The 25,656-nt window shown below is 34.1% G+C and carries 20 protein-coding genes; 12 read left to right on the top strand and 8 right to left on the bottom strand.

Features of this window, described 5'->3' with window-relative positions; genetic code table 11:
* Positions 1 to 2 precede the first annotated feature (2 nt).
* Complete coding sequence (locus ACXX80_RS04600; protein ID WP_458552209.1) at positions 3 to 746, bottom strand: DUF3298 and DUF4163 domain-containing protein; 744 nt, start codon at positions 744 to 746, stop codon at positions 3 to 5.
* A gap of 101 nt (positions 747 to 847) precedes the next feature.
* On the opposite strand from ACXX80_RS04600, the gene ACXX80_RS04595 reads away from it, so the two are divergent.
* Positions 848 to 1,993, top strand: a complete 1,146-nt coding sequence (locus tag ACXX80_RS04595; protein ID WP_315206112.1) for a cystathionine gamma-synthase — start codon at positions 848 to 850, stop codon at positions 1,991 to 1,993.
* 87 nt (positions 1,994 to 2,080) lie between these two features.
* Here the strand turns inward: ACXX80_RS04595 and ACXX80_RS04590 are convergent, their stop codons facing one another.
* Positions 2,081 to 2,884, bottom strand: a complete 804-nt coding sequence (locus tag ACXX80_RS04590; protein ID WP_458552208.1) for a THC0290_0291 family protein — start codon at positions 2,882 to 2,884, stop codon at positions 2,081 to 2,083.
* A 276-nt stretch (positions 2,885 to 3,160) separates the two neighbouring features.
* On the opposite strand from ACXX80_RS04590, the gene gdhA reads away from it, so the two are divergent.
* From gdhA to ACXX80_RS04545, 9 genes are all read left to right on the top strand, one after another.
* Positions 3,161 to 4,504 carry an NADP-specific glutamate dehydrogenase gene (gene gdhA, locus ACXX80_RS04585; RefSeq protein ID WP_458552207.1) on the top strand — a complete coding sequence of 448 codons (1,344 nt, stop codon included), beginning with the start codon at positions 3,161 to 3,163 and terminating at the stop codon, positions 4,502 to 4,504.
* Positions 4,505 to 4,637: 133 nt separating this feature from the next.
* The gene (porZ, locus tag ACXX80_RS04580; protein ID WP_458552206.1) at positions 4,638 to 6,926 is read left to right on the top strand and encodes a type IX secretion system anionic LPS delivery protein PorZ; all 2,289 of its coding nucleotides are present in this window, start codon (positions 4,638 to 4,640) and stop codon (positions 6,924 to 6,926) included.
* A gap of 54 nt (positions 6,927 to 6,980) precedes the next feature.
* Complete coding sequence (gene recO, locus ACXX80_RS04575) at positions 6,981 to 7,694, top strand: DNA repair protein RecO (RefSeq protein WP_458552205.1); 714 nt, start codon at positions 6,981 to 6,983, stop codon at positions 7,692 to 7,694.
* Positions 7,695 to 8,018: 324 nt separating this feature from the next.
* Positions 8,019 to 9,443, top strand: a complete 1,425-nt coding sequence (locus tag ACXX80_RS04570) for a hypothetical protein (RefSeq protein WP_458552204.1) — start codon at positions 8,019 to 8,021, stop codon at positions 9,441 to 9,443.
* Positions 9,421 to 9,921 carry an NlaIII/IceA1 family type II restriction endonuclease gene (locus tag ACXX80_RS04565; RefSeq protein ID WP_458552203.1) on the top strand — a complete coding sequence of 167 codons (501 nt, stop codon included), beginning with the start codon at positions 9,421 to 9,423 and terminating at the stop codon, positions 9,919 to 9,921. Before ACXX80_RS04570 ends, ACXX80_RS04565 begins: the two co-directional genes overlap by 23 nt.
* Before the next feature lie 152 nt (positions 9,922 to 10,073).
* Positions 10,074 to 11,318, top strand: coding sequence for a DNA cytosine methyltransferase (locus ACXX80_RS04560; protein ID WP_458552202.1), 1,245 nt, complete (start codon positions 10,074 to 10,076; stop codon positions 11,316 to 11,318).
* A gap of 496 nt (positions 11,319 to 11,814) precedes the next feature.
* Positions 11,815 to 15,273, top strand: a complete 3,459-nt coding sequence (gene ileS / locus ACXX80_RS04555; RefSeq protein ID WP_458552201.1) for an isoleucine--tRNA ligase — start codon at positions 11,815 to 11,817, stop codon at positions 15,271 to 15,273.
* A 7-nt stretch (positions 15,274 to 15,280) separates the two neighbouring features.
* Complete coding sequence (locus tag ACXX80_RS04550) at positions 15,281 to 15,661, top strand: TraR/DksA family transcriptional regulator (RefSeq protein WP_458552200.1); 381 nt, start codon at positions 15,281 to 15,283, stop codon at positions 15,659 to 15,661.
* An 85-nt stretch (positions 15,662 to 15,746) separates the two neighbouring features.
* A complete protein-coding gene (locus ACXX80_RS04545) occupies positions 15,747 to 16,343 on the top strand; it encodes a lipoprotein signal peptidase (protein ID WP_458552199.1) in 597 nt (198 codons plus the stop codon).
* 60 nt (positions 16,344 to 16,403) lie between these two features.
* On the opposite strand, the gene ACXX80_RS04540 is transcribed toward ACXX80_RS04545, so the two are convergent.
* The 6 genes from ACXX80_RS04540 to ACXX80_RS04515 all read right to left on the bottom strand — a co-directional run bounded on the left by ACXX80_RS04540 (position 16,404) and on the right by ACXX80_RS04515 (position 21,079).
* Complete coding sequence (locus tag ACXX80_RS04540; protein WP_131990566.1) at positions 16,404 to 16,601, bottom strand: hypothetical protein; 198 nt, start codon at positions 16,599 to 16,601, stop codon at positions 16,404 to 16,406.
* Positions 16,602 to 16,644: 43 nt separating this feature from the next.
* Complete coding sequence (locus ACXX80_RS04535) at positions 16,645 to 17,208, bottom strand: 5-formyltetrahydrofolate cyclo-ligase (protein WP_458552198.1); 564 nt, start codon at positions 17,206 to 17,208, stop codon at positions 16,645 to 16,647.
* A gap of 10 nt (positions 17,209 to 17,218) precedes the next feature.
* Positions 17,219 to 18,202, bottom strand: a complete 984-nt coding sequence (locus ACXX80_RS04530) for a succinylglutamate desuccinylase/aspartoacylase family protein (protein ID WP_315206143.1) — start codon at positions 18,200 to 18,202, stop codon at positions 17,219 to 17,221.
* 284 nt (positions 18,203 to 18,486) lie between these two features.
* Positions 18,487 to 18,621: a hypothetical protein gene (locus tag ACXX80_RS04525; protein ID WP_458552197.1), complete on the bottom strand. Its 135-nt coding sequence runs from the start codon at positions 18,619 to 18,621 to the stop codon at positions 18,487 to 18,489.
* Between the two features lie 88 nt (positions 18,622 to 18,709).
* Positions 18,710 to 19,393, bottom strand: coding sequence for a hypothetical protein (locus tag ACXX80_RS04520; protein WP_458552196.1), 684 nt, complete (start codon positions 19,391 to 19,393; stop codon positions 18,710 to 18,712).
* A gap of 66 nt (positions 19,394 to 19,459) precedes the next feature.
* Complete coding sequence (locus tag ACXX80_RS04515; RefSeq protein ID WP_458552195.1) at positions 19,460 to 21,079, bottom strand: hypothetical protein; 1,620 nt, start codon at positions 21,077 to 21,079, stop codon at positions 19,460 to 19,462.
* A gap of 361 nt (positions 21,080 to 21,440) precedes the next feature.
* Between ACXX80_RS04515 and uvrC the strand changes: the two genes are divergently transcribed.
* Together uvrC and ACXX80_RS04505 are read left to right on the top strand one after the other, a co-directional pair.
* Positions 21,441 to 23,240 (top strand): excinuclease ABC subunit UvrC, encoded by a 1,800-nt coding sequence (uvrC, locus tag ACXX80_RS04510; protein WP_458552194.1) that lies wholly within the window; start codon positions 21,441 to 21,443, stop codon positions 23,238 to 23,240.
* 74 nt (positions 23,241 to 23,314) lie between these two features.
* A complete protein-coding gene (locus ACXX80_RS04505; protein ID WP_458552193.1) occupies positions 23,315 to 25,513 on the top strand; it encodes a patatin-like phospholipase family protein in 2,199 nt (732 codons plus the stop codon).
* Positions 25,514 to 25,656 lie beyond the last annotated feature (143 nt).

The raw sequence follows: 25,656 nt of genomic DNA, 5'->3' as shown, positions 1-25,656 counted from the left end.
TATTATTTAACCGCTAAATAGTCATTCACTTCAGTGTATGGCAATAATAATTCTTTAGGTCCGTCAGCATAAGATGCGGCTTCATAGGAATTGTAATAAAGCAGCAATCCTTTATCGGTGTAAAATATATTTTGGGGCAACTGGAATTTTTCTTTCTCAAACATCAATCCGGTTGCATTGATGGATTTGTTTGTAGGGATTTTATATTTTGCCCTGAATTTTTTTTCGGCGAAAGCCTTGAAAGCTGCTTTATCATTAAATAATTCTTCATTCGAGATTGATTTTCCGGTATTTGGGTCAAAAAGCAGGGAGCGCAAACCTTGGTATCCATGAGCGCCGCCAGTATAGGTGTAATGCTTAATCTCAATATTCAATACAGCATCTGATAGGTATTTTACATTTCCTTCAATGTCAGCTTCCCAACCAAATTTATCATTGGGAAATTCTTTCTGAAGTTTCTCGTAGGAATCAATAAAGGAAGCTAACAAACCATTATAATCGGTTGCTGTATAAGGTTTTTCGCCAAAATAAATAATCTCTTTCATTACTGAAAACACTTTTTTATTAATGCTGTCCGCAACAACCGGGACGGCATTTGCAACCGGTATTTTTACACTAATCGACGGACAGTTTTCTTTGCATGGCATCGTGGTTTTTTTCTGAAAAGATTCCTCTTCAAAAACCAATTCGTTTGAACATTGTGCAGCTGAAAAAAGCAGTAAAGTGTAAATAATAAAGTGTTTCATCTCAAAATTGTTAATTAAATACAAAGGTACCTACTTGTAGCTTGGTTAAAATAAATTAAAGGGTAAATTTGTGAAACAATTTTGCATTAAAAATTAAACTTATGAAATTCAATACTAAAGTCATTCACGGTGGACAACACCACGACCCAAGCACAGGAGCGGTTATGCCTCCGGTATATCAAACATCAACTTTTGTACAAACTAGTCCTGGACAACCTATAAATCCTGATTATGAGTACAGCAGGGCAGCAAATCCTACTCGAAGCGCGCTCGAAAACGCTTTGGCAAGTATCGAAAACGGAACTCGAGGATTGGCTTTTTCATCAGGATTAGCGGCAACGGATTGTGTTTTGCGTTCTTTCAAATCCGGGGACGAAATCATTGCGATGGACGATTTATATGGCGGAACCTACAGAATGTTTACGCGTATTTATAAAAATTCAGGTATAAAATTCCATTTTGTGGATATGAATGACATCGAGAAATTCAAGTCATTGATCAACGAGAATACAAAACTGGTTTGGGTAGAAACACCAACAAACCCTTTGATGAAACTTGCCGATATTCAAGAAATCGCAAAAATCACTAAGGAAAATAAAATCCTTTTTGCAGTTGATAATACTTTTGCAACGCCTTATTTGCAAAAACCATTGGATTTAGGCGCTGATATTGTAATGCATTCGGCGACTAAATATTTGGGAGGTCATTCTGATGTTATTGCAGGGGCTTTGATTGTAAAAGATGAAGCACTTGGAGAACAATTGCATTTTCAACAATTTGCGACAGGAGCAACATTAGGACCAATGGATAGTTTCTTAGTTCTTAGAGGAATTAAAACCTTGCATTTGCGCGTGGAAAGACATTGTGAAAATGGAGGAAAAGTGGTGGAGTTTTTAAACAATCACCCAAAAGTGAAAACAGTTTATTACCCAGGATTACCAAGCCATCCGTATCATGAAATTGCTAAAAAACAAATGAGCGGTTTTGGAGGAATGGTTTCCTTTACTTTTGTTTCCGGTAAAAAAGAAGACGCAATTGATTTTCTGGAAAAATTAAAAGTTTTCACTTTGGCTGAATCTTTAGGCGGAGTAGAGTCATTAGCAAACCATCCGGCTTTGATGACGCACGCATCGATTCCGGAAGACAAACGTAAGGAAGTTGGAATTACTGATGATTTGGTTCGATTAAGTGTAGGTATTGAAGATGCTGATGATTTAATCGAAGATTTGAAACAAGCATTAGTATAAATTGAAAAAAACAAACCCCCAATTCTATCCCCGAAGTGTCGGGATTACGATTGGGGGTTTTGTTTTTATATACGGTTGTTTAAATGGCTATTGTAAGTAATAAATGTAACCTACATTGAACCAAACTAACCAGTCATTTGCTTTGTTTTCTTTGTAAAGTTCTGGATTAGGATTTAAACCATCGACCCAGTTCGAAAAAAAATATTGAAACCGTAAGTCGATCATTAAATCCGACAAAGGCGCTAATTTATAACGGGTTCCTACACTCGAAACAACGGACCAAACTGTTCCTCCTTCATTAGAAAACCCATAAGGCCGACCGTCTGTAGGAGTTAAATATTTAGGGAATGTGGTCAAAGGAGTTCCTAATGGACCCAGTGTTGATGAGGATTCGGCATTGTAATAACTAAATTGTCCGCCAAGACTGACAAATGGTCCCAAACTTCCTGTTCTTGCTGTGAAATTACGAATGCTCCATGGGAAAAATTCAAGTTGCATCCCAATATTAGTTACGGCGGTACTTCCAGTCATAGCTTTCAATTGCTCTTTTCCTAGCGAAGGTTTGCCTTCAGTCCATTGTCCAAAATGCTTTAATTCGGTTTTATTATAAGAGAGTTCAGATCTTAGTTTAAAATGGTCGTTAAAATAAGTTTCTGGCGTATAACAGTTACATTCTGCTTTGTAAGAAAAGTTGAGGTAATGAATAATTCCGATACCGAATCCAGTGTTTCCCGCGTTAGTTGATAAATCATAACGTTCGCCATAATCAGATTGAAAAGCAACAGGTCCCGCTATTACCCCTATTTCATGTGAAAATCCACCAAACTGTGCACTTGCATTAGGTGAAAATCCAAAACAGATTAATAGAAAGAGGATTGCTTGTTTAATCATTAGGGTTGTTTTTCTAATCTTGACAAATATATAAAAACATCATATACATATAAAAATAAAATGGAAATTAAAAATAAGCAGACAAATTCTTATTTACTTACGAAAGTGGTAGCCATTTGGTTTAAATGAGGATATCATAAACACAATTGTTTAAAAATGCTTAATAAAAAGATAATTCTATTTAGAAATTAAAAAAAACAGAGTCCGAATATTTTTATAAAATGTATATTTGTAAATTATAACGAAATCGTTTTCTTAATTAATTATTTATAATCTATGTTACTAAAAATAAATGATTTTATGGCTCAAGTTGAGGCCAAGAATCCAAATGAACCTGAATTTATTCAAGCTGTTAGGGAATTTGCAGAGACTGTAATTCCATTTATTGCAGAGCAAAAAAAATACGACGGAAAAAATTTGCTTCTCAGAATAGCGGAGCCGGAGCGTTCTATTATATTTCGTGTTCCTTGGGTAGATGATAAAGGAGAAATTCAGGTAAATAGAGGTTTTAGAATTCAAATGAATTCAGCAATTGGACCTTACAAAGGTGGAATTCGTTTTCACCATACTGTAAATTTATCCGTGCTTAAATTTTTGGCTTTTGAACAAGTATTCAAAAATAGCTTGACTACTTTGCCAATGGGTGGAGGAAAAGGAGGATCTGATTTTGATCCACAAGGAAAATCTGATGGAGAAGTAATGCGTTTTTGCCAGTCTTTCATGACTGAATTGTGCAGACACATTGGACCACAACTAGACGTTCCTGCTGGGGATATCGGAGTTGGAGCTAGAGAAATTGGATATTTATTTGGTCAATACAAGAGAATAAGAAATGAATTTACCGGAGTTTTAACCGGAAAAGGATTGGCTTATGGAGGTTCTTTAATCAGACCGGAAGCAACAGGTTACGGAGTAGTTTATTTTGCAGAACAAATGCTGAATACTATTGGTCAAAACATCAAAGGAAAAAGAGTATCAATTTCTGGTTTTGGTAACGTTGCTTGGGGTGTAGCCTTAAAGGTAAATGATCTTGGAGGAAAAGTTGTCACTATTTCTGGTCCTGATGGATATATTTATGATGAAGAAGGAATTTCTGGTGAGAAAATTGACTTTATGCTGGAAATGAGAGCAAGAGGAGATAATAGAGCCGAAGCTTATTTAGAAAAATATCCAAATGCAGTTTTCCACAAAGGAAAAAGCGTTTGGGAAGTAAAAGTTGATGTTGCAATACCTTGTGCTACTCAAAATGAGTTGAACGAGGAAGATGCTAAAAAGTTAATTGCAAACGGTGTTATCTGTGTAACAGAAGCAGCAAATATGCCATGTACATTAGAGGCAATCAAACAATTCTTGAAAGCTAAAGTACTTTTTGCGCCAGGAAAAGCAGCAAATGCTGGTGGTGTAGCAGCATCAGGATTAGAGATGACTCAAAACTCTATTCGTTTAAACTGGACCAGCGAAGAAGTGGATTCCAGATTAAAAGAAATCATGGTTGGAATACACAATCAATGTAAAAAATATGGTACTGATGAAGAAGGCTATGTAAACTATGTGAAAGGTGCTAACATTGCCGGATTTGTAAAAGTAGCTGATGCTATGCTTGCTCAAGGAGTGGTATAAATCAGATTTACTATAATTTAAAAAGCCTTTCACCATTCCGAAGCTCGGAATTGGATGAAAGGCTTTTTTTTGCGTAACAAAATGCTAAGACTTTCGTTTGTTCTATATTTGTAAACCAATATTGATGCATATAATGAAAAAGAGCGTTTTATATTTTTTGCTTTTACTTTTTATCCAAATGAGTTTTGCTCAAAGTAACTTGACGTGGCAAGGTTATTTCTCTTACAATGAAATTAAAGATGTATCAGAATCTGGAACTGCTGTCTTTGCAGCTTCCGAAAATGCGTTATTTTCAAAGAATTTGGGAACAAACGTAATTAAAACTACCAATACTATTGACGGGCTTTCCGGACAAACAATTTCGGCGCTATACTACAGTGTAACATTCAATAAAACAATTGTTGGTTACGAAAACGGACTAATAATAGTGATTAATGAAGCTGATGGAAGTATGCTGAATGTGGTCGATATTATCAATAAACAACTTCCTCCGAATATAAAAAAAATCAATCACTTCATGGAATTTGAAGGGATTGCCTATGTCTCCTGTGATTTTGGAATTGTTCAATTTAATCTGGCTACCATGCAATTTGGGGACACTTATTTTATTGGCGACAACGGAGCCGAAATCATTGTGAACCAAACAGCACTTTTTAACGGATTTATTTATGCTGCTACAAATAGCGGTATAAGAAGAGCCAATAGTTCTAATAAAAATTTAATCGATTACAATCAATGGGAAACTATTGCAACTGGAAATTGGTCAAGTGTAGTGACTTTTGGTACGGATTTGTATGCCATTAATGCTGCGGGATACATTCATAAATTTAATTCCGGTTCCAACTCCTTTGCAGGATTAATTGCCCTTTCTCAGCCTTCACTGGATATGAGAGCAACAGCGGATTATTTAATAGTGACGACTTTAAACAGTATTTATATTTACAACAATCAGATGTTTTTGGTTCGTCAAATAAATACAAATCAAATTACCGATAGTAATCCAAGTTTTACCTGTGCAACTATAATTAGAAATGCTATTTTTATTGGAACAAAAGAAGATGGATTGATTACAGCTTCGCTTTCTTCGGCAGGAACTTTTGAGAATATAACACCTATTGGTCCTTCGCGTAACAATATATTTGCGCTTCAAGCCACGACAAGTGCGCTTTGGACGGTTTACGGAGATTATTCCGTAGATTACAATCCATATCCGTTAGATAGATACGGCATCAGTAAATTTAGCGCAACCGGATGGTTGAATATTCCTTATGAAGAAGTTTTAGGAGCACAATCGATGACCAGAATTACGGTTAATCCAAGCAATGAAAACGAAGTATACGCAAGTTCTTTTTTCTCTGGTTTGCTAAAAATAGAAAATGATATCCCTACAATTTTATACAATCAAACCAATAGTGGCTTAGAGTCTTTGACCTTTGCGGGTCCCACTTATATAGATATCAGGGTTAACGGAACGGCATTTGACAAATCAGGAAATCTTTGGGTTACCACCAGCCGAATAAAAAACGGATTGAAAGTATTTAAATCTAATGGCCAATGGCAAAGTTATGCTATGGAAAATATCCTGGATTCGGCTATTGATAATAATTTTGGAACAATTGCAATTGATAAAAATGGAACGAAATGGCTTTCAACGAGTGAAAATGGGGTTGTTGGTTTTAATGAAAGTAGCAATGTATTCAAAAAAATAACAACAGGACCAGATACCGGAAATTTACCTATTTCAAATGTGAAGGTAGTTGCAGTGGATAATAGAAACCAGCTTTGGATAGGAACTACAAAAGGATTGCGGGTTTTGCCGAATGTAGGCAGCTTTCAAACAGAAGACCAGATGACAGCTAATCCCATTATTATTTTAGAGGATAATCTGGCACAAGAGCTCTTGTACGAACAATTTATTACTGATATTGCTGTGGATGGAGCAAATAATAAATGGATTGGCACTGCTGATTCAGGTTTGTTTTTGGTCTCACCAAACGGTCAGGAAACCAAATATCATTTTACGATAAATAATTCGCCGTTGCCCAGCAATGTGATCAATGATATTGATATCAATAGCGCTACGGGCGAAGTTTTTATAGCTACTGCTAAAGGGTTAGTTTCTTTCAAAGGAACTGCGACTGCGCCAAATGATGATTTAAGTAATGCCTTTGTGTATCCAAATCCAGTGCGGCCAGAATACCAAGGAACGGTTAAAATTGCCGGATTACTAGATAAAGCCAATATTAAAATCACCGATATTGAAGGAAATTTAGTTTATGAAACCATTTCTGAAGGCGGGACAATAGAATGGGATACCACTGCTTTTGGGAAATATAAAGTTGCTTCCGGCGTGTACATGATTTTTATTTCGGCACAAGACGGAGTGGAAACCAAAGTTAAAAAAGTAATGATAATCAGATAATTTAGAAGAATGAATTTTTCAATCTTTAAATTTTTCAATCTTTAAATTAAAATTGTGCTCGTAAAAACCAAAGCCATCGTTCTTTCGTCTTTAAAATTTCAAGAAAAAAGCTTGATTGTGAAATGCTTTACGCTGTCTCATGGTTTGAAATCGTATTTCGTTCGCGATGCTTTTTCAAGCAGAAAAGCGAATCAGAAAATCGCCTATTTTCAGCCGTTGACCATTCTCGAAATTGAAGCGGTTCACAAAAATAAAGGGGCTTTAGAAAATTTCAAGGAAATAAAAATTGCCTCAGCTTTTCATTCGATTCATTCAGATATTTATAAGAGTACGATTGTGATGTTTATCTCAGAAATGCTGCACCATTCCATTCACGAAGAAGAAACAAATGAGCATCTTTTTACCTTTCTGGAAACCGCATTGCATTGGTTGGACAATCACGATGAAATTGCTAATTTTCATCTGATTTTATTATTGGAAACCACAAAATATTTGGGTTTTTATCCTGATATTTCTGATATGGATATGCCTTTTTTCGAAATGAATGAAGGTATTTTTACGCCCTTTCATGCCATTAGTTCGCTTACGGAACATGAAAGTAATTTGTTCAAAAAACTGATCGATTTGAGATTCGATAACAATCAAAAAACATTTCATGTCATTGAAAGACAAATCGTTTTGAGAATACTAATAGATTACTACAGTTTTCATTTGGATGGCTTTAAAAAACCAAAATCATTAGATGTTTTAAAAGAGGTTTTCTCCTAAATTTTTGGGCGTGCCCCTGCGTAAAAACTCCGGGTCAGGCTGTTCGCTGTATCTTTTATTCCGTAAACTCCATAAAAGGATGCCGCTTCCATCCTTCACGCAAAACATTAAGAGAAATGATATAAAAACAATAAACTTGTATCTCATTTTGTACTATTTGTATGTATATTAGCTGAAATAAATGCTGCGATTTGCAAGATAAAGCACCTTGTTTTGGGTGTAAATGCGCAATTGATTTGCGTGTATGTAATAGTTATGTGAAATTATCCAGATCAGAAAATCAGCAATAAAATATGTATTTTTTAAAGAAAAAAGAAAAGTAAAATGAATAATGAAACATTTGGCATTACATTTCAATATGCAATTTGCATAAAATTCAAACTTGATAATTCCATTTCTGTAGAAAGAGTTGATCAAAATTTACTCGATAATTTCTTAGAATCTAAAATCATAAATAAGATGTTCAGGGGTAAAAAGCCAATCAAATATTTGGCTGATACTAAAGAATTTACTTCTCCATTTATTAAAAGATGTCCTCATAATTTTCTTTTGGAAAACAACCAAACTTTTTCTGTAAGAACGTTTAAAGGAACTGGAAAAATGTTTGCTCCAAAAGTCGTTGGACAAGCAGGCGATGAAACTTTTAATCATTTTTTTGGACATCTATCGGATGAAGAAATCAGCAAGAAAAATTTCAAACAATTTTGCATAAATAATATTGACGAAATGTTGCCAATAATTGTTGATTACGCATTAGTTAGTGATTTTAATTGTTGGATTTATCTGAAAGAAGATTCATTTAACTATGAAATAATAAAAAGAGATAATCTACCCGAACTAACTTTTGAATACAAGAATTTTTCATTTACAAAACCAACAGCGGCAGAATGGATTGAATCAAACACAATAAAATATAAAGGTAAAACCGTTTTAGAATTACAATTACATACAAATAGAACAGGATATAAAATCCGTTTACATAGAGAAAACTTTCCACTTTTATTAAGAGTTGAAAAAGAAACAAATAATTCATTACTTGGAGATACAGCAGAACTAGCTATATGTAATGTATTTGGACTTGATTCGGGAACGCAAAATGATAGATTAAAAAACAATTCTGACAAAATAATTTTAGAAGCATTTGAAAAACATTATTCAACTAATAAGTCAACATTATTTCCTCTAAAACCAACAATGTACTCTGGAACAGAAAAAAGAGAACGTGGAGGACATAGTAAAAGTGGTATTGACTTCTATCTTGAAAACAATACAACATTATCTGTAAAAACGAACAAATCAAAATCATTCAAAGTTTGTCCGCCTGAAGTTGGACAACCTTCACCAAAAACTTTTGATTTACATTTTTCAAGCAAAGGTTGGTATGATGGAAATATGGATGAAGAAAAATTTAGACTTTTGGTAAAAGACAAAGTAAAACTTTCTTTACTATTAAGTGAGTATGTTAAATTTTTGAATGAATGTGATTTTCTCTTATGGTCATTGTACTTAAACGAAAAAAATATAAGTTCAAAACTTGTTGGAAAAACTGATTTGGAAAACATAACATTTAATCCAACCTTAATTGATTACTCAAACGATTTTACTGAAAAAAGTAGCGTAACAATAAAATATGGACAAGATAATTTTTCGTTAGGAGAATTTCAAGTACATTCTGCAAGAAACTCATTAAAATTTAGATTCAATTTCAACAACTTACTCTCTATAAATGAGCAATCAAAATCCTTTTAAAAAAAACAGTAAACCTTATTTATTTTTTGAATTAGCTAAACCAGACATCAATGGTCAATCAAGAATCGTATCTGTAGAGGAATTTAAAGGTGAATTTGAAAAACTTAAAATGGGTAATGGTGGAGATTGGTGCAGAAGTGATTCTTCATTGGCACAAAAGTTTATTGTTGTAAGAAACAAAAATAAAAACTCAATTTGTTCTGTACAATTATTTGGTTTAAATACAAAAAATCAAATAAAGAAAAATATTAGAGCAGATATTAAAGTACAAATCACAAAAATGAGATGCGCAATATTAGATATTAGTAGCGTAGAAGTTGATCACAAAGATGGACATCGAGACGACTTCAATAATTTTCAAATTGAAAATCAAAAAATTGATCAATTTCAGCCATTATCTAAAGCTGCTAATAATGCAAAAAAGAACATTGTAAAAAATGTAGATATAGTAAAAAAAGATTTGATGCTACAAAATTAGGTTATAAAGCAAGTGTCTGGACAGGTGACGATATATACAGAGGAAGCTGTGTAGGTTGTTATTGGTGTGATATTAACAAATTTAATCAAGAAATAAGTAAAAATTTTTAAAATTATTTATTTATTTTTATATTTGGACAAAATTGGACAAATATGGACACAACAAAACAACTATTAAGAATCGAAGATATCGCTGAAAGACTTAATTTATCTCAAAAATCTGTTAGAAGATATATTCATGCAGGAAAATTAAAATCCAACAAAATTGGTGGCGTTCATCGAGTTGCAGAAAGTGAATTACAATATTTCTTGAATCTTTCGATTTACGAAAATGGTAAATTGAAAGAAATAGAAATAACTTATCCTAAATCTAAAAAAACAGATTTAATAAATTGGATGGACATTTCAGATGATTGGGATGGAACAACTCCAAATGAATTCACTTCGGCAGATTTATTTTGTGGTGCAGGCGGAATGGCAAAAGGTTTTGAAATGGCAGGTTTTAACCAGGTTTGCGGATTAGATTGGTTCAAAGAAGCAGGAATGACATACAGAGAAAACTTCTCTCATCCATTAATTGAAGGCGATATTACTCAAAGAGAAATAAAAGACAAATTCATAAACACAGTAAAAGAAAAACTAAACGGACAGAACCTAACGGTTCTTTCGGGTGGTTTCCCGTGTCAAGGATTTAGCATGTCGGGAAACAGAATCGTTGAAGACAAAAGAAATTCTTTGTATAAAGATATGTTAGAAATCATTGCAGAATTACAACCTGAATTTATTGTTGCTGAAAATGTAAAAGGTTTACGCTCAATGTTAAAAGGAAAAGTTGAAGACAAAATAAAAGCTGATATAAGAAAACTTGGTTATGTTGTAAATGTAACTGTTTTAAATTCAGCAGATTATTACGTACCACAAAAAAGAGAGCGAATAATTTTTATTGCAAATAGAATTGGTAAAAAAAATTATCATCCAGCACCACTTTTGGAGTCTGATTCATACATAACAACAAAAGAAGCAATTGGAGATTTGGTAAAACTAAAAGACAATCCGAAATTTAATCACGTTAGAACAAAACATAATGATGATATGAAAGAAAGATTGGCAAAAGTTCCTGAAGGTAAAAGTTTGTATGATAAATATTCAGATTCTTGGAAAAAATGTCCTTGGAATGAAGCAAGTTGTACAATAAAAGAAAATCATGGTGGTGTAAATATTCATCCAATCGAGCCTAGAGTTATAACTGTTAGAGAAATGGCAAGATTACAATCTTTTCCCGATAGTTTTATTTTTAAAGGAACAAAATCTAAACAAATGGTGCAAATTGGAAATGCAGTTCCACCATTATTAGCAAAGGCAATTGCATTATCTATTAAACGAACTCTAAGGCAATAATTTTATGCAACAAGTGTTTGAAAAGATTTGGGCTTTAGGCCTCATTTGAGGTTGGTTTTGTACTTGGAAAGTCTGTGTTTAATCGAAAATTTAGGTTTCCTTAATTCCAAAACTCGCCAAGCGTTGGCACATTGGCTCTCGATTACGCTCGAACTTGTAGTGTGCCTCCTTAAATTTGTATCGTTTTTATCTAATCGAGCGCAGTCGAAATTCAGTTTCAACCCACTTACGCGGATTTGCAATCCGTGCCCGCAAAAATTAGCAACTTGTCTAATCGAGCGCAGTCGAGATTTAGTTTTAGCATTGAAATTATCAAAATTGTTTGGCAAACCAGTAAATGATTTTTTTGAATTAGAAGGAGATGAATAAAAGTGTATGCTCTCTTTGACAAAATTCCAATAGATCGATTTTGGCTTAAAGCGTAACTTTCGACCTACGACTTTCAACTTTCGACTTTAATTTATTACTTTCGCACCTTGATTTAGAAAAGGATAAAATGAGCACAAAATTTACTGAATACAAAGGACTTGACTTACCAACTGTGGCGTCAGAAGTTCTGGATTTTTGGAAGAAAGAAAATATATTCGAAAAAAGCGTAACCACTCGTGAAGGAAACCCACCATTCGTGTTTTTTGAAGGGCCGCCTTCGGCAAATGGATTACCGGGAATTCACCACGTAATGGCGCGTGCAATTAAAGATATTTTTTGCAGATATAAAACTCAAAAAGGGTTCCAAGTAAAGCGTAAAGCGGGCTGGGATACGCACGGTTTGCCTGTGGAATTAGGTACCGAGGCAGCATTAGGAATCACCAAAGAAGATATTGGAAAAACCATTTCCATCCAAGAATATAACGAAGCGTGTAAAAAAACCGTGATGCGTTATACGGACGTATGGAATGATTTGACCGAAAAAATGGGATATTGGGTCGATATGGAAGATCCGTATGTAACCTACAAATCCAAATACATGGAAACGGTTTGGTGGATTTTGAAACAAATCTACAACAAGGATTTGATGTACAAAGGCTACACAATACAACCTTATTCTCCAAAAGCAGGAACAGGATTATCGTCACATGAAGTGAACCAACCTGGAAGTTACCGTGATGTTACGGACACAACAGTTGTGGCACAATTTAAAGTGATTGATGCGCATAAAGAGTTGTTGTTTTCTAAGTTTTACGATTACATCAGTTCAAACAATTTACTGCATTATAAGTTAGAAGCTTTGGATTTAGACGAAATCTTTATCCTAGCTTGGACGACAACACCTTGGACATTGCCAAGTAATACGGCTTTGACTGTGGGACCAAAAATCGAATATGCTTTAGTAAAAACATTCAATCAATATACATTTCGTCCCGCAACATTAATTTTGGCTAAGAATTTAGTTGGAAAACAATTCGGGAAAGGGTTCTTCGAAAGTGCTGAACCTGCTGATTTTGAAAATTTCAAAGAAGGCGACAAGAAGATTCCATATCAGGTTTTGGCTGAATGTAAAGGAGCTGATTTAGTTGACATTCGTTACGAACAATTAATGCCTTTAGTTCTTCCATACCAAAATGCTGAAAATGCTTTTAGAGTTATTTCAGGAGATTTTGTAACTACCGAAGATGGAACAGGAATTGTACATACCTCGCCTACTTTTGGTGCTGATGATGCAAAAGTAGCCAAAGAAGCTACGCCTGAAGTTCCGCCGATGTTGGTTCTTGACGAAAATGGAACTCCGGTTCCGTTAGTAGATTTACAAGGAAAATTCACTTCGCACGTGGGGGAATATGCTGGTAAATATGTAAAAAATGAATATTATAACGAAGGTGAAGCGCCGGAACGTTCGGTAGATGTTGAAATCGCCATTCGATTAAAAGAAGAAAACAGAGCGTTTAAAGTAGAGAAATATGTTCACAGTTATCCACATTGCTGGAGAACAGACAAACCTATTTTATACTATCCTTTGGATTCATGGTTTATAAAAATCTCGGAAGTTAAAGACAGAATGTTTGACTTAAACGAAACCATCAACTGGAAGCCAAAAGCGACTGGAGAAGGTCGTTTTGGGAATTGGCTTAAAAACGCGAATGACTGGAACTTATCCCGTTCAAGATTCTGGGGAATTCCATTACCAATTTGGAGAACCGAGGACAAACAAGAAGAAATTTTAGTAGGTTCAGTTGAAGAGTTATACAATGAAATTGAAAAATCTATCGCTGCAGGTTTCCAAAAAAACAATCCTTTCAAAGGTTTTGAAATTGGAAATATGGCGGAGTCCAATTACGATTTAGTTGATTTGCATAAAAATGTAGTCGATGAAATCACTTTGGTTTCTGCTTCTGGAAAGCCAATGACGCGAGAAGCGGATTTGATTGACGTTTGGTTTGATTCCGGTTCCATGCCTTATGCGCAGTGGCATTATCCTTTTGAAAACAAAGATAAAATTGACGAAAACAAAGATTTTCCTGCTGATTTCATCGCAGAAGGAGTGGATCAGACGCGTGGTTGGTTTTATACGTTGCACGCCATTGGAACATTAGTTTTTGATAAAGTGGCCTACAAAAATGTAGTTTCAAACGGATTGGTTTTAGACAAAAACGGACAAAAAATGTCCAAACGTTTAGGGAATGCCGCAGATCCATTTGAAACCTTAAAAGAATATGGTCCTGATGCGACGCGTTGGTATATGATATCGAATGCAAATCCTTGGGACAACTTGAAATTTGACTTAGAAGGAATTGCTGAGGTTCGCCGTAAATTCTTTGGAACTTTATACAACACGTATTCGTTCTTTAGTTTATATGCAAATATTGATGGTTTTAAATTTGAAGAAGCGGAGATTCCGTTAAACGAAAGACCGGAAATTGACCAATGGATTATGTCGGAATTGAACACTTTGATAAAAGATGTTGATAGCTATTATGCAGATTATGAACCAACAAAAGCAGCTCGTGCAATCTCAGAATTTGTTCAGGAAAACTTGAGTAACTGGTACGTTCGTTTGTGCAGAAGACGCTTCTGGAAAGGGGAATATGCACAGGACAAAATCGCGGCTTATCAAACTTTATATACTTGTTTGTTAACCATAAGTAAACTGGGTGCGCCAATCGCTCCGTTCTTTATGGACAAACTTTACAGAGATTTAACTATAGCAACACAGTCGGAAAAATATGACAGTGTACATTTGGCGGAGTTTCCAATTTCGGTTGACAACTATGTTAATAAAATGTTAGAGAGCAAAATGCAAAAAGCACAAACCATTTCATCATTGGTTTTATCACTCCGAAAAAGGGAAATGATAAAGGTACGCCAACCGTTGCAAAAGGTAATGATTCCGGTTCTTGACGACAATCAAAGAGCTGAAATTGAGGCCATTTCTGACCTTATAAAAGCAGAGGTAAACGTGAAAGAAATCGTACTTTTGGACGATGCTTCTGGTGTTTTGGTGAAACAGATTAAACCTAATTTTAAGGCGCTCGGACCTCGTTTTGGAAAGGATATGGGCTTGATTTCTAAGGAAATACAAGGGCTTTCAAAAGAGCAAATTAGTCAATTAGACAAGAAAGGAAGTTTGAATATTGTTATTGCAGGAAATATCGTAACTTTAACTTTAGAAGATGTAGAAATAACATCACAGGATATTGAAGGTTGGTTAGTAGCCAATTCAAACGGAATAACGGTTGCGCTTGACATTACAATTTCTGAAGAATTAAAACAAGAAGGAATTTCCAGAGAATTGGTAAATAGAATCCAGAATATCCGTAAAGATTCCGGATTTGAAGTTACCGATAAAATTAAAGTTCAATTAAAAAGAAATGGAATTCTAGAAGAGGCGATTCTTAAAAATGAAGCGTACATAAAATCAGAAACATTAACCAGCGGTTTGGTTTTTGTGGATGAAATAGAAAACGGTACAGAAATTGAGTTTGACGATATAAAAACAATGATATTAATTTCAAAATAATATAAAGATGATAGATGAAGCTACAAAATACTCTGACGCTGATTTAGCAGAGTTCAAAGAAATAATCCTGAATAAAATTCAAAAAGCACAAGCAGATCTAGATTTGATAAAAAGTGCTTACATGAATGACTTAAATAACGGAACTGACGATACTTCTCCGACATTTAAAGCTTTTGAAGAAGGAAGCGAAACAATGTCTAAAGAAGCAAACTCACAATTGGCGATTCGTCAGGAGAAATTCATTCGTGATTTGAAAAATGCACTCTTCCGCGTAGAAAACAAAACGTACGGAGTTTGTAAAGTTACAGGTAAACTAATTGGGAAAGACAGATTAAAAATCGTTCCTCATGCAACAATGAGTATTGAGGCAAAGAATTTGCAACGATAAATCTCTTGTTAAACAATATTTAACGCTCCATTGGGAGCGTTTTTTTTGATTAAATTGTTATTTTTGCGCCATTAAAATTTATAAAATGTCATTACGAAAAGCGTATCTCCTTATTTTTATCTTATTGCTTGTTGATCAAGTTTCCAAAATATATATTAAAACTAATTTTATTTTAGGTGAAGAGGTTGAAGTATTCAAATGGTTCAAAATTTTGTTCATAGAAAATGAGGGAATGGCTTGGGGAGTTCAAATTCCGGGAGCTTATGGAAAATTATTTTTAACTCTTTTTAGAATTGCAGCCGTTGGTGGAATTGGATATTGGTTGTGGGATTCAGTGAAAAAGAAGAGTTCGGATTACTTAATTGTCGCGATTTCATTAATTCTTGTTGGCGCTTTCGGGAATATTATTGATTCTGTTTTTTACGGTGTTATTTTTGACGACAGTCAACAACAATTAGCTACTTTATTCTCAGATCAACCTTATGGAACTTGGTTTCATGGAAAAGTAGTAGATATGTTTTACTTTCCTTTTTGGCATGGAAATTTACCAAGTTGGTTACCAATTTGGGGCGGAAAAGAATTTACTTTTTTCAACGCTATTTTCAATGTTGCCGATATGGCTATTTCAACAGGAGTTGGAATCTTGATTTTTTTCAACAAAAAAGCATTTCATCACAATTAGATTTAAGCTTATTCACATTATAAAAAAAGACCTGTTCATGATTTGAACAGGTCTTTTTTATTAATTTTTATTTTGTCCGGGTGCGTAACGTTTAGCACTTTTTCCTCCATATATTTTTTTAGCTTGTCCTGGCGGAAGTTTCTTAGCTTTATAAGTTGATCTGCTGGTTCCGGTGTGGATACTACAGTTTGAAAATGAAACTGCAAATAGAATAACCATAACGCTTACAGCAAATCTTGAATTTTTAAATGTTCTCATAACTTGATTAGATTTTATCTGTTGCGAAAGTACGCATTCCAAATTAAAACGAATGAATTGAATTTGGCGTCACGCAATAGTCCAGTTTTACATCGCCTTCAAAAACATCGGTAATCAATTCTTCAGGTTCAAAGAAAGATAGCCCGATTTTGATTACATCCGGTTTGCATTCCGATAAAAATTTATCATAAAAACCCTTGCCATACCCCACTCGATGCCCTTTTTTGTCGAATGCCAAAAGCGGTACAAAAACCACATCAATTTTATTTGAAGGAACTATTATTCCATCAACAGGTTCCGGGATATTGTATTCATTTTTCTTGATTCGGGTGTTGTCAGTCAATAGGAAGTGCGTCATGTTGCGGGTGGCAAAATCAGCTTTGGAAACAATAATTTCTTTGTCTTTTCCGGATAATAAATGAAGAATAAATTCTGTATTTACTTCATGATGTTCTGTAATGGGAAGAAAAATATGGAAATAGGTTTTCTCCCAAATAGGAAGTGTCAGTATTTTATTGGCCACAGCCAAACTCATTTCTTCAATTTCATTTTCGGAAAGGGAATTTCGTAAGGCTTTGTATTTTTGTCGTAACTCTGTTTTGTTCATTTTAAATATTTTATTCTCCTTCTTCTCCAAGAGCATTCGACAAATGATAAATAGCATCGCCTTCGTAAACAATAGGGGAATGATTGGCGTTGATTACGTAACCATCATTTGGCGCTTTGACTTTTCGCTCAAACTTTCCGTATGGATCTGTTATGGTAGCTAGAATTGTTCCCTTTTTTACAAAATTACCAATAGTATTATAATCGTGCAACAATCCGGAACATTTGGCTCTGATCCAGCCCGATTTTTCAATATAGATTGAAGGTGATTTTGGTTTGATTACCGTATGTTTTGGATCTAACATGCCAAGGTGAGACAAGAGACGTTTTGCACCATTAACTCCTTCATCGGCTACGGAATTATTAATATCCAGTGATTTTCCACCCTCAAAAAGCAGCATTTTTACATTCAATTTTTCACTGGAACTTCTGAAAGAACCTGAAATGTTTTTGGAATATAAAGTAAACGGAGCATTAAAAACATCGGCTAATATTTTTAACGGCTCATTGTTCTGGGTAAGTCGAATTTGTGGCGCATTGAAACGGCTGGCGCCACCGGCATGAAAGTCAACGGCATACTGTACAATTGGCATAATTTCCGTTAAAATATGAAAGGCAAACCTGCTGGCTAAAGAACCTGTTTTGCTGCCAGGGAAAACCCGGTTTAAATCCCTACCATCAGGAAATTCTCTGGATTTATTGACAAATCCGTATACGTTTATGATAGGAATACAAATGATTGTGCCTTTTTTTGGTCGGTTTATTTTCTTGCTGATAATTTGCCGAACGATTTCGACACCATTAATTTCATCTCCATGAATTCCTGCTGAAAAAAGTACGACAGGACCATCAATTTTAGATCGTCTTACAATAACGGGTATGTTCAATTTTGTAGTGGTGTGTAATCTGGCAATTTCGACATTGATGGTTTTGCTCTCGCCGGGAATAATGCTTTCGCCGAAAATTACGATTGGTGTGGTATTGGTTTTTATCATAGGTTCTTGAAAAGATAAAAATAACGATAATAACGAATTAGAAACTAAAATTCCGATAAAATTTTCCTCAGTAAGATTTCAAGGACATTGATTTGTATTTCGGGATTTTAGAGATTAACTTATTTATAGGATTTCAGCAAATTTAGCCTTGAGAATTCAAGGTAAAGACAAATTTTCTTGACCTTTGTTCACTTTCATTAATATATTAGAACTTAAAAACTGCGCAAAGATTCATAGTCATTTGTGCAGTTTTTCAGGGTTTACTTTGTGGAACCAGTATTTATTTACCAGGTAGAATTAGGGTCATGATAATATAAATCTTTTTCCCATTTTCCTTCTTTATTTTTATTCATTAAGGCAGCAAATTTTTCCATTGTTTTCCACCCAAGATTAGCATTAAAAGTTATATATGCATTCATGACTTGAATCCTGTATTTATAGATTGCTGTTAGTTAAAAAAACATTCTTAAAATAGTTTCTAATTTTTTTTGATCGCCAAAGCCAATATCAACTTATCCAATTCGGCACCCCTATATGCGTTTGAACCCATTTGTCGTTTTTCTTTTTATAAATAATAATCCTTGTGGCATATTCTAAAGGTGGAAATACGCTTCCATGAGAAAAAGTAAAAATAAGGTATTCCTTGTTTTGATAATATATAGGTTCCGAAATATCAAAGCCTTCAAACTCATACCCATAATCATTTAAACCAAAAAAGTACTTTTTTTCATAAGCTGGTGTTCCAAAATCTAATTCTTCAAAAATGAAATTTTTATAATTAAAATTCTCCGTAACCCAGCAACATTCTCCTCCTCTAAAAGTAGCATTTTCTATTTCTGCTACTGAGTTTTTACTGTATTTTTTTCTAGCTATTTCCCAGTCTACTTCTTTATAGAATGTTTTATCTTCGTAATTTTTTTTGCTGTCTATTGAATCCAAAGCATAAATCTCATTTAGTCTAAGAATTTTCAAAGTCATATTAGTATTGATTTTCTTGCTATGAATCATAATTTTTTTAGAACGATCTTTAATTTTTGTTTCTAAAAAATCATTGATTACTGTATATTTTTCTCTAAGTGTATCATTAATCTTACTGATTGGATTAGTGGGTACATCTATGCTTTTGTCAGATCTAGAAGCACAGCTTAAGATAAGAATTGTAGCAAAGAATATAAAATTTATATGTTTCATTTGATTTGTATTTATTTTTTATATAGTTGAAAATGAGTATGATATATCGAAAAATTCGAGTTTCATTTAATTACATGGTTGCCCAACAGCATATTGTCCTTGAGAATATACACCGTTGAGTTCCGCAACAATTCTGGCTAATATTCTAGTTCTGTTTGTACTTCCTAGTGGAAATTTGGCATCAAACACATCAGTATTTTGCAAACCACTCCAAGCCATATCCAAAAAAACTTGCTTGTTAGCGAGAGAACTTGGGATACCGGTGGTGCTTGTTTGATATTCTTCTAATGCAGATGCAATAGCATCAACATATTTGTTAGCCATATCTTCATGCTGGGCGATCTCTGCATTGTCTACGTTATTGATTTTGCTTACGTAGATTTTGAATAATTCAGGAAAATCTGTAAACGGCGCATTGGTTGGATAGGTATTGTAATCATCTACCACACTTAGCATATATGCGTGTATTGTTTCGTGTAATAAAATGGTAGCTCTATACAATTTTGAGGCCGAGGTATAAGTATCTTTCGTAACAGTAGTTTGGTAGTTATTTTTTGAGACTTTAATTGTTTCTGCATAATTTATAGGTCTAGTCATAGTTCCCATTTTCATAGTCAAATTATACTCATTTGTCGCATCCAGTTTTGCCATTACATTTGCTATATCTGAGTTTGTGGCCATTTTTAGTTGCTCCATAATCCCTTTTAGACAAGGGTTAAGTTGTGTATCATTGATTTCCTTTTCAATTAAAAAGGGAGTTACAGAATTAAAAATAATTGGATAATCGAACTTTCTAATGCGCATTTCTTGTGCGAAAACATAACTTGTGGGCGACCACATATTAATAATCTGATACTGAATTGTTTCGTTAAAGAAATTCATATTCACTTGACTACTAGCAAAAAAACCTTGTCTGGCATCTCCTAAATTGGTCCATACATGAAATCTTTTGATTGCATTTATATAATTAGGGTCGTCATAAACAGGATTGTCAAATAGATTAGGGTCAAATACATACGGGTCTGCCGTACCTCCACCACTACTAAAAGTGCCTCCCGTTCCAGGATCACTTGTGTTTCCACCATCACTTCCCCCACTAGAGCAATTTGTATAAGATATTACAGTACTAACACATCTAAAACAATCATCACAATAAATTGCTGTGCATTCACCTGTAAGTGTACAATGTTCCATTGGGGTCTCTATTGCACATTCCCAGAGTGATGTTGTTTTATAAGTCTTATTTGTTGTGGACTTACTATCATAGATGCGTTGTATTTTTTCAAATAATTTCTGGTCAACGCTAGGGGTTTGCTTTTTGAGTAAATAAAACACTGATTTTTCCCAATTTCCATTTACGCGACGGTATACTAAATTATAAATTTCGTTTGGATTACGGATCTTTGTAATGGGATAAATCCTAAAGGAATAGGTGGTTAATTGATTTTGGCTTACCAGTTTTTTAATAGCCAGTGTATCTATAAAGAACTCGGAGAGTTGCGTTTTTGTTTTTCCAGTCGCTACAGTAGGGGAATTAATTTGCAATAGTGGTTCTACGGAACTTAGCGTAGTTTCATTCTTGAATTGTTTGAAACTAATTTTGTTTTTATCTATTCCAGAATGCCCATCAATGGGTTCATAACTGTCTTTGCTGCAATTGATAAATAGAAAAACACAACTGATCATAAATAACTTGAGAGTAAAAGTTGTTTTGCTGTTTTGCTGTTTTGCTGTTTCATAAATTAGTAAGGTTTAAATTAATAATTCATAAAATTAAGATAATAAAATAATTAATACTATACCCACTTTTAATGATTTTTCAGGATTGGCTTGATTTTCATGCCATACGCAACTGTTTGTCATTAATGCTGACATAATTGGAAACATTTGCGAGGCAAATTATGGTTTACAATTAATAAAACGTTTCAGGTCTAACGGTCTACATATGATGATTAAAATATTGAATATTCAAAAAATGAGATAAAATAAAGTGCTATTTTAAAAAATCAGATTTGTATTTCGGGATTTTTGAGATTAACTTTGTTACATGAATCCAACATCTTTAGCCTTACAAATCCAAACCTTACCTGATAATCCCGGCGTATACCAATATTACGACAAAGAAGGGAAAATTTTGTATGTGGGCAAGGCTAAAAATCTTAAAAAGCGAGTCTCTTCTTATTTTAATAAAATTCACGATACGGCCAAAACCAATGTGCTCGTAAAGAAAATTGTCACTATAAAACATATTGTGGTTCCTACGGAAACCGATGCCCTTTTATTAGAAAATAACCTGATAAAAACCTTGCAGCCGCGTTACAACGTGTTATTACGAGATGATAAAAGTTATCCGTGGTTGTGTATCAAGAAAGAACCTTTCTCGCGTATTTTTGCTACACGAAGAATGGTCAAAGACGGCTCGGAATATTTTGGACCGTACACCAGTTTTAAAACGGTAAGCACTATTTTAGAATTGATTAAAGAGTTGTATCCGCTACGGACTTGCAACTATGATTTGAGTAAAAGCAATATCGAAAGCGGGAAATTCAAGGTTTGTCTCGAATATCATATTGGGAATTGCATGGGGCCTTGTGAAGGTCACGAAACCTTAGAAAATTACCAAAAACAGGTAGATGCGATTCGCGAAATTTTAAAAGGGAATTTCAAGGAAAGTATGAAGGATTTCAAACGTGTCATGACCAATCTGGCCGCTGATATGCATTTTGAAGAAGCACAAAAAATAAAAGAGAAAATAGAAGTTCTGGAAAACTACCAATCACGTTCTACGATTGTAAATCCAAAAATCACCAACATCGATGTCTTTTCGATTGTTTCAGATGAAAGCGCGGCCTATGTGAATTTCCTGCAAATTTCGCACGGTTCGATTATTCGATCGCACACGATGGAAATTAAAAAGAAACTCGACGAATCCGATGAAGAATTATTAGAATTGGCGATTATCGAATTGAGAGAGCGTTTTCAATTATTGTCTCGAGAAGTTATTGTTCCGTTTCACGTGGATTTGGGTGAAAACATCAAAATCACGGTTCCTCAATTGGGAGATAAAAAGCAAATTTTGGATTTATCAATCCGAAACGCTAAGTTTTATCGAATCGAACAACTCAAACAATTGCAAATTGTAGATCCAGATCGCCATACGAAACGAATTATGGCTCAAATGCAAAAAGATTTACGATTGCCGGTTGAGCCAAGACATATCGAATGTTTTGACAACTCAAATATCCAGGGAACAAATCCTGTGGCAGCTTGTGTGGTTTTTAAAGATGGGAAACCAAGCAAGAAAGACTACCGCCATTTTAATATAAAAACGGTCGAAGGACCGGATGATTTTGCGTCAATGACCGAAGTCGTTTACAGAAGATACAAACGATTGCTGGACGAAAATGAACCTTTGCCCAATTTGATAATTATTGATGGTGGAAAAGGACAATTGTCATCAGCATTAAAAAGTATTGATGAATTGGGTCTTAGAGGAAAAATAGCCATAATTGGTATTGCCAAAAGACTGGAAGAGCTCTTTTATCCTGGCGATTCTATTCCTTTATATTTAGATAAAAAATCAGAAACTTTGAAAGTAATCCAGCAATTGCGAAACGAAGCGCACCGTTTTGGGATTACGCATCACAGAGATAAAAGGAGTAAAGCAGCGCTGAATTCCTCGATAGAATCCATTCCGGGTATTGGAGAAAAAACCATGTTGACTCTGATTCAACATTTTAAAAGTGTTAAAAGATTGAAATTAGCGTCAGAAAAAGAAATTTCGGACGTTATAGGTATGTCTAAAGCCAAAAAAATTACCGAATTTTACAAGGCTACAAATGAATGATTAATTTAGATTACTGATATTTGGACAAATACTATCTGATCTGGCCAAATTCTAATACTACCAAATTGCTGTTTATGAAGAAAATTGCGCTGTTACTCCTTGTTTTTGCTAGTTTGACTGTGTTTTCGCAAGAGCAAAAGAAACCAAAAATTGGTTTAGTTTTAAGTGGTGGCGGAGCAAAAGGATTTGCGCATATTGGAGTTTTGAAAGTGTTGGAAGAAGCTGGTGTCAAGATTGATTACATCGGCGGAACAAGTATGGGAGCCGTTATAGGTGGTCTTTATGCTTCTGGTTATAATGCCAGTCAAATTGATTCTATTTTTCAAGCCACAAATTTCAATGAATTACTAAACGATTTTATTCCCAGATCCTCAAAAAATTTTTACGAAAAAAGAAATGACGAATTATACGCGCTCGTTTTGCCGTTTAATAAAATGAAAATTGGAATTCCGGAAGCATTGTCTAAAGGAATGTACAATTATAATTTATTGAGTAGGATTACTAGAAACGTAAGGCATATCAAAGATTTCAATAAACTTCCGATTCCTTTTTTGTGTATTGGAACTAATATTGAAACTGGAGAAGAAGTGCTGTTAAATAAAGGGAATTTGGCGCAAGCAATGATTGCCAGTTCCGCATTTCCATCTTTATTTTCTCCTGTGGAAATTGACGGAAAACTGCTGGTGGATGGTGGTGTCATTAATAATTATCCAATTGAGGAGGTTCGAAAATTAGGCGCGGATATTATCATAGGAGTTGATGTTCAAGACGATTTATTAGACAGAAATCAACTCAAAGATGCAACGAGAATTTTGGTTCAAATTACAAATCTTCAATCTATTGAAAGGATGAAGAAAAATGTAAAAGAAACCGATGTTTATATAAAGCCGGATATTAAAAATTATGGCGTAGTATCTTTCGATAAAGGAAAGGAAATCATTAGAAAAGGAGAAGAAGCCACATTCTCCGTTTATGAACAAATAAAGTTGCTGGTTGATGAGTCCAATCCCTACAAGAAGCCAAGTCTAAAACTAGCAACAGACAGCTTGCAGATTGTAGACATCAATAGCAATGAATTAGATAATTATACTAAAGAATATGTGGTAGGTAAATTAAGGTTTAAACCAGGAGTTAAAACCTGTTATGATGATTTGTTGAAGGGAATAAATAATATCAACGCAACTCAAAACTTCAGTGCTATATCTTATTCATTAGATAAAAATAAAAACGGGGATAATTTAAATTTAACGTTAAAAGAAAATCCTTCAAAAACGTATTTAAAATTTGGACTGCACTATGACAATTTATTCAAGAGTGCTGTTTTGATTAACCTGACGCATAAAAAGACTTTTTTTAAAAATGACAGAACTTCTCTGGATATCGTTTTGGGAGATAATATCAGGTATAATTTAGATTATTATATAGAGAATGGATTTAATTTGAGTTTTGGCTTCAAGTCGCAGTTCAATCAATTTAATAGAAACGTAGCCAAAGAAATAAGCAGTTTAGATTTAGGCGCTTTGGGTATAAATGCAATCAATGTTGATTTTCACGACTTGACAAATCAGGCATATTTTCAATCGCTATTTGTTCAGAAATTTTTAATTGGAGGAGGAATTGAATTAAAATATTTGAAAATAAAGTCGGAGACATTAGCGAATACGGACCCTGTAATTGACAACAGTAATTACTTAAGTCTTTTTGGTTATATGAAATTTGATTCTTTCGATAATAAATATTTCCCTAAAAAAGGATGGTATTTCTCAGGGGACATACAATCGTATTTAGTCTCTTCAAATTATACAGGAGATTTTCAGCCTTTTTCCATTGCAAAAGCTGATTTTGGAGTGGCGGCAACACTTTTTAAAAATGCTACAGTTAAATTTAATACAGATGCTGGTTTCTCCTTTGGTAATGAAAGCGTTTCTTTTTTCAATTTTATTTTGGGAGGTTACGGTTATAATCCTATAAATAATTTTAAATATTTTTATGGGTATGATTATTTGAGCATTGCGGCCAATAGTTATATAAAATCAACAGGAACTATTGATTATGAGTTTTATAAGAACAATCATTTTAATTTTTCTGCAAACTATGCTAATGTTGGAGACAGAATTTTCGAAACGGTAGATTGGATTTCAATCCCTAAATATTCAGGTTATGCAGTAGGTTATGGTTTAGAAACAAGAATTGGGCCTATAGAAATAAAACATTCCTGGTCTCCAGAAAATGCAAAAGGATTTACTTGGTTTAGCATTGGGTTTATGTTTTAATTGTAATTTAATTCAATAATAATTCCGATATTTGTTATCATGAAAACAACTTGGAGCGGTTTATTAGCATATCTACAATTTCTCATCAAGAGGAATCCTGAATAGATTACATTTTTTTTGATTTAATTAAATAAGTTTAGTTC

Source organism: Flavobacterium sp. GNP002, assembly GCF_054343795.1.
Note: the sequence above shows the minus strand (reverse complement) of the source record. Positions and strands in the feature narration are given on the sequence as shown.